Raw genomic sequence first — 6,088 nt, 5'->3', positions numbered from 1 at the left:
TCGATGCCTTCATAGCTTCCGCTCCTGTTCCCAGCCGGGAATCTAGCGCGGAAAACTCCAATTAAAAACGATCCAGTTTTTGGGGATCAGAGCACCGCTTCGAACCGCAACCTTTGGGATCACTTCCATTTAAGATCAGTCGGCTCGGTGCGAGACAGTAGCCTTTTGATCGAGTTATCTCCGACAAGATGATCTTCGTCGCTTAACCGTCCTGACGATGGATACCATATGGATTGCCGGTTTCGCGTTGACAACTTAGGAGGGGCTGCCTTCGAGCCTCACGAGCTTCGCTGGTTTGGGAACCCACTATCTGCCCAAGTGTCACGCGACCACTAATCGATGGGCAAACTCTAGCTCAAGAGAAAGATTTCGGACGCTTATATACTTGCTATAGATCCTGGCGCGGATGCGCGCGAGATCGCCCGCGTAGTAGACCTTGTATTGGGTCTGACGCGTGCCGGCGAAACCAATCGATCTTAGCCTAAAGGCGAGCCAAGCCTATTATTTCTACTAAAGGTTCATCTTAAACGGTAGGACAGCCACTGTCGGCTGTCGTACACTCTCCCTATTGGGAGGTTGCCCGCAAATCCTCGCGCTTCTACAGTTCATCATCGGCAACCGTTGGCGGCCGTATCCGGAGAATATTCGAGGTGCGGCGGACGATGGAAAAGACGGCATTAATTATTGGTGTGACCGGTCAGGACGGAGCATATCTCAGCGAATTACTGCTTGCTAAGGGGTATATGGTCCATGGTTTGAAGAGGCGTTCTTCTTCCTTCAATACCGGCCGTGTCGATCATCTTTATCAGGATCCGCTTGCGGATGATGTCCGTTTCAGGCTGCATTTCGGCGACCTGACGGATGCCACGAACCTGTGCCGGGTGATACAGGAAGTGCAACCGGACGAGATCTATAATCTCGGGGCACAAAGCCATGTGCAGGTCAGTTTCGAAACGCCGGAATATACGGCCAATTCCGATGCACTTGGTACACTACGATTGCTGGAAGCCCTGCGGATACTCAAGCTGGGGGATCGTTGCCGGTTCTATCAGGCATCGACCTCGGAGCTTTTTGGAGGGATGGGGGCAGTCGCCCAGCATGAGGGTACGCCCTTCTATCCTCGCAGCCCCTATGCGGCGGCGAAGCTCTATGCCTATTGGATGACGGTAAACTACCGGGAGGCCTACGGTTTCCATGCCTCGAACGGCATTCTGTTCAACCATGAAAGCCCATTGCGCGGCGAGACCTTCGTGACGCGCAAGATCACCCGCGGGGTCGCGGCAATCGAACGCGGCTTGATGCGCAAGCTTCATCTCGGCAATCTCGATGCGCGGCGAGACTGGGGGCATGCGCGGGATTACGTCGATGGCATGTGGCGAATTCTGCAGCAGGACATGCCGGACGACTACGTGCTCGCGACCGGCGAGGCCCATTCGGTGAGGGAGTTTGTCGAGCTCGCGTTCTGTGTGGTCGGCAGGACCATAGAATGGGATGGCAGGGATGCCGATGAGATCGGCTTCGATGCCAGGACCGGCGATCCCATCATCGCAATCGACCCCCGCTATTTCCGTCCGACCGAGGTGAATTTCCTGCTCGGAGATCCGGCGAAGGCCCGCAGGAAACTGAATTGGCGACATTCGACCCCGTTCAAGGATCTGGTGACGGAGATGGTGGAGAGTGACCTGCGTGTCGTCATGCGGGAGGAGGGGCGAAATGACCTGGCCGGCTAGTTCCAAAAAAGACGCGTTCGGCTTCGAGGGAAAGCGTGTGTGGGTGGCAGGCCATAACGGCATGGTCGGCTCGGCGCTGGTCCGCCGGCTGGAGTGGGAAGATTGCGAAATCCTGAAGGTTCCCAGACATGACCTTGATCTGACCCGCCAGTCCGATACCGAAGACTGGATGAATGCATTCAGGCCGGACGTCGTGCTGGTTGCCGCTGCCAAGGTGGGTGGCATTGCGGCGAATGCGGCCTATCCTGCGGATTTTCTCTATATCAATGCTCTTATCGCCATGAACATCATGAAGGCTGCCGCCGATATCGGGGTCGAAAAACTCCTATGGATGGGCTCCAGCTGCATCTACCCGAAATTCGCCGCGCAGCCGATCGATGAACGTGCCCTGCTGTCGGGTCCTCTGGAGCCGACGAATGAAGCTTATGCGATTGCCAAGATCGCGGCACTGAAACTTGCTCAGGCCTATGCGTTGCAACACGGCATGCGTTCCATCTCGGTCATGCCGACCAATCTCTACGGGCAGAACGACAATTTCGATCCGCAAGGCTCTCACGTCATTCCGGCAATGGTGCGAAAGATGCACGAGGCAAAGACGTCTGGCGCCGGTACCGTGGTCGTATGGGGAACCGGCAATCCGCTGCGGGAATTCATGCACGTGGATGATCTGGCGGATGCCTGCTGTTTCCTGATGAAAAGCCATGGGCATCTCCCGCTGACGAATGTCGGCTCCGGGCAGGAAATCTCGATCCGTGATCTTGCCTATCTGGTCGCGGATATCGTCGGTTATCGCGGCGAGATCCTGTTCGATGAAGGCAAGCCTGACGGGGCTCCGAGGAAACTGCTCAACTGCCCCCTTCTGAATGACCTCGGCTGGAAGCCGAAGGTCGATCTCAGAACCGGGATAGTTGATCTCTACGCGCGCTGGCGCGGCCTGGTCGACGAGCCTGCCTGAAGCGATTGCGATGAGCCTTTGTTGGCCCGCCGTCGGACGGTTGTGAGGGTTTTTGGTGGGAGGCGACACTTATGTTCATTTCCTTTGAAACCCATATGCGGTTTGAAAATGCATGGCTGGAGATGCGGCGCGGGACACAAGGCCCGTGTCGGCCAGTTTCGGAAACCATATCGCAACCCACAGCGAATGTGATCGGAAGCGACATTCGCAAGAAACTATCGGCTGGAGCCCCTTTGCCGGCCAACGGCATGCCTGGGAAGCCGAGACTATGAGGTTTCCGGTATCGTCCGTTTTACTGGTTCTGCTTGCGGTGGTGGCTTTCCAGTTTTCCCAATCGGTTTCAGGGGATTGGCAGACACCGGCGAACCTCTCTGTGGCGAATGCCGAGAGCAGTCCGCAGGATTTCGGACTGCCCGTTCCTTTTCCCGAACCCGCTTTGCCCGCGGATGTCGATGCCTTCAATCCTCCGGCACACGCGCTCGGGGTGACGATGCCGGCGATCGCCGAGATCTCCAGGACCGCGGACCGGAACGAGGTCATTTCGATGACCGGGATAGGCCTGGATCAGAAATCCGTATTTCAGATCTTCTCCCAGCCGGCGGATGCGCATCAGGGCAATTTGACGACCGTAAAGCCGCTTACGGCGGATAAGACCGCTGCAACCGTTCTATTGCCGACGACCTTGCCACCATGGTCCATGTACCTGATCTGGCCGCAGCGAGGTTCGCTGCAGGGGCCTGCCGTCGCCATCAATCGAACGGAAGCGTGGTGGGTCGGGCCGGAAAAGGCAGCACCCGGCACCGTCATTTCGGTTTATGGCCGCAATCTCGCGCGCTCGAATGGTACGACCCAATCCCATATCTACCTCAAGCCGGCCGGAGGCGCGGGGTGGTATCTCACTCCAAGGTCCGTCAATCCTTTCAGGGTGGAGTTCGAAATACCGGACCTGCCGTCCGCCACTTATGAAGTCTGGATACATAATGGCCATGGCGGTCGCTATGGCTGGAGCGGTCCGTTATCGCTCGATATACTTGCGCAATCCCCCTGGCATGGGCAGGACAAGCGGATCATCGATGTCAGGCATTTCGGCGCGCGCGGAGATGGCAACGCCGACGATACGCGTGCGGTCGAACAGGCGCTTGAAGCGGCTGCCACATCGGCGCCCGCCACGATCTATTTTCCAGCGGGCAAGTACCGGATCATGGCGACGCTTCACGCGCCGGCGAATGTCACCTGGGCCGGCGACGGGATGGAAGAAACCGAAATCCGTCTTGGACAGGTCATCGACAACAGCATGATCGTCAGCCCGGTCGACAATGTCGGTTTTCGTAAACTCACCCTGACCGGAGATCGCAGGTCCAGGGACAAGCCTCTCGTCAACCTTTCTTTTGCGAAGGAGATCCGGCTCGAATCCGTGCGGCTCGATGCCTGGGGTTCTCCGGCGCTTGACGCCCAGGATGTCTCGGGCCTCTTCATCGAGGCGTCAGAGCTGATCGAGAATGGATCTTTCTACGGTGCGAGTCGGCAGATCTTCATGTCTAAAAACCGATTTCGCATGACGGGATATGGCGAGTCCGTCGTCGCACTCTGGGGTGGCCGGGATTTTGCGATGATCGGCAACGAGCTCACAAATGCCGATGAAAGCCGGGACGACGGCCACGGCATTGGCCGGTTTTTTGTCGGCCAGGCGCATTTCGGCAGCATGCGGAACCTGTATTGGGAAGGAAATGTCTCGCGTAATGCCGCGCCCCATGACTGCGACAAGGTCGATTGCAACAAGGGCGAACAGATCTGTTTTGAGATCGTCGGAAGCCGGCTGAAGAACGATTTCGTCAGCGCGACTGAAGACACCGTTACCTTTCGGCTCGCAGATTGGGGACAGCCGGTGGCAAGTGGCCGCGATCTCGTCATCGTCGGCGGGCGAGGGGCCGGCCAACAACGTCACGTCGTGTCCGTCAATGGCGCCACCGCTATGTTGGAAAGCGCATGGCGGGTGATCCCGGATCGCACGAGCCGGTTCGCTCTGGCGGCGACCGCTTCGCGTGTTGCGATCTATCGCAACACGTTCGAGGGCAGGGAAAGCTACAGTCGGCACGATTCCGATTCCACCGGCATTCTGCTTTACGGCAACGTCTACGACTTGGTGGTGGACAGCAACACCATTTCCCGCATGCGTCATGGAATGATGACGGTTGCGCTCGCCTCGTCAGAAGGGTTGAGCCCGTATTTCCTGCAATATTCCAACAATCACGTCAGCCACAGCAATAGCGGCCTTTATGTCGGAACGACGTTCGCGGATTCAGGCGTGGCGGGCATCTGGGGTGGTCTGGGCAATATCTACCGCCGAAACGTGTTCGAAGATATTGCCTATATCGGCGTGGAATACGAAAGCTGGGATCATTTGGGATCCGACTATAACGGCACGGTGTTCGACGCTAACCGCTTTACCGGCCTGCGTTACGGCTTCGTCGATGGCTACAAGCTCATGTGGACGCATAACGGCAGGTTCAAGGAAGCGCCGCATGAGCGGCCCAGGCGGATCAATACCATATTGCACGACAATGAATTTGACCGCGGCTCCGCGAGTTTCGACGGCAGCGAGGGTTTTCTCAGCTTGCACGCCGACAATACCTGGGTGAACATAGGCTCCCAATGGACCGGTTTTTCGACCGGCAATGAGGGGCCGTTAACTTTGCGTGAGGTGGATTGAGGGAAGCGGGCAAAGCCCCCTCGGGTTCCGGAGATCGCAGCGAATAGGTCTTTCTGGATTGAGTATTTTCCGCTGATTGACCAGGGAGTCGCACCGGTTCAGGGTGACCACAAAAGCCATGGCAATCAGGATGTTGCTGTTCCGGTACAGAGTATAGTGGCTTGCGTCTCATACGAGGGGACTGCGCGGATTGCTTGCGGCCTTCACCAGCTGCGGGCGATCCGCCGTTCCGTGTCGGCCAGATCTCCTCGATCGGCGTTCAATCAACCGTAATCCTCGATCCGTTTACCCCAGGGTAGGCTGGAATTTTCCTGACAGACCCGGGCGCCGTTCTGCATCCTGATCGATGGGATCTGTTTCCAGACGGTTGCATCGCCAGGCGCGAACGTCGTTGCCGGTGATCCAGATGCGTCCGTCGAATGCGAACTCCCCTGCCTCGATCTTCTTCTCGGCAATCTGAGCGAAGACTTCGAGATATTGCGAAAGGCGGTCGGTGTCGCATCGAGGCGGCGACTGGATATCGGTCAAGGCATCCTGGGTGACCTGAACCGGCCGGCAGCCTTTGCCGCCGCCCATGAGGATGACTGCGTCACGGCCGATCGTGCGGTATCTTACAGGAGCAAAAGTGGATCCCATCTCCATCTCCACGAAGTTTATGGTCGATTGAAAGCCGATGCGGCTCGACGTCTTTTT

4 protein-coding genes are annotated in these 6,088 nt (G+C 57.5%); 3 read left to right on the top strand and 1 reads right to left on the bottom strand.

The genetic code is table 11. The features are described from left to right. Positions 1–662 precede the first annotated feature (662 nt). The 3 genes from gmd (at position 663) to FHW37_RS26655 (ending at position 5,395) form a co-directional block, all read left to right on the top strand. Positions 663–1,730, top strand: coding sequence for a GDP-mannose 4,6-dehydratase (gene gmd / locus FHW37_RS26665; protein WP_145641891.1), 1,068 nt, complete (start codon positions 663–665; stop codon positions 1,728–1,730). Further along, complete coding sequence (locus FHW37_RS26660; RefSeq protein ID WP_145641888.1) at positions 1,714–2,685, top strand: GDP-L-fucose synthase family protein; 972 nt, start codon at positions 1,714–1,716, stop codon at positions 2,683–2,685. Before gmd ends, FHW37_RS26660 begins: the two co-directional genes overlap by 17 nt. A gap of 268 nt (positions 2,686–2,953) precedes the next feature. Beyond that, positions 2,954–5,395, top strand: a complete 2,442-nt coding sequence (locus tag FHW37_RS26655) for a glycosyl hydrolase family 28-related protein (protein WP_145641886.1) — start codon at positions 2,954–2,956, stop codon at positions 5,393–5,395. Between the two features lie 285 nt (positions 5,396–5,680). On the opposite strand, the gene FHW37_RS26650 is transcribed toward FHW37_RS26655, so the two are convergent. Continuing rightward, on the bottom strand, positions 5,681–6,031 hold the full coding sequence (locus FHW37_RS26650) for a hypothetical protein (RefSeq protein ID WP_246690922.1): 351 nt from the start codon (positions 6,029–6,031) through the stop codon (positions 5,681–5,683). Between the last annotated feature and the right edge of the window lie 57 nt (positions 6,032–6,088).

The organism is Neorhizobium alkalisoli (assembly GCF_007829835.1).
In the GTDB taxonomy this organism is placed as follows: domain Bacteria; phylum Pseudomonadota; class Alphaproteobacteria; order Rhizobiales; family Rhizobiaceae; genus Neorhizobium.
This window is presented reverse-complemented; position numbering and strand designations above follow the sequence as displayed.

Excerpts from the sequence above, each read along its gene's own strand:
- gmd (WP_145641891.1), top strand. The coding sequence starts at position 663 with ATGGAAAAGACGGCATTAATTATTGGTGTGACCGGTCAGGACGGAGCA.
- FHW37_RS26655 (WP_145641886.1), top strand. The coding sequence starts at position 2,954 with ATGAGGTTTCCGGTATCGTCCGTTTTACTGGTTCTGCTTGCGGTGGTG.
- FHW37_RS26650 (WP_246690922.1), bottom strand. The coding sequence starts at position 6,031 with ATGGGATCCACTTTTGCTCCTGTAAGATACCGCACGATCGGCCGTGAC.
- FHW37_RS26660 (WP_145641888.1), top strand. The coding sequence starts at position 1,714 with ATGACCTGGCCGGCTAGTTCCAAAAAAGACGCGTTCGGCTTCGAGGGA.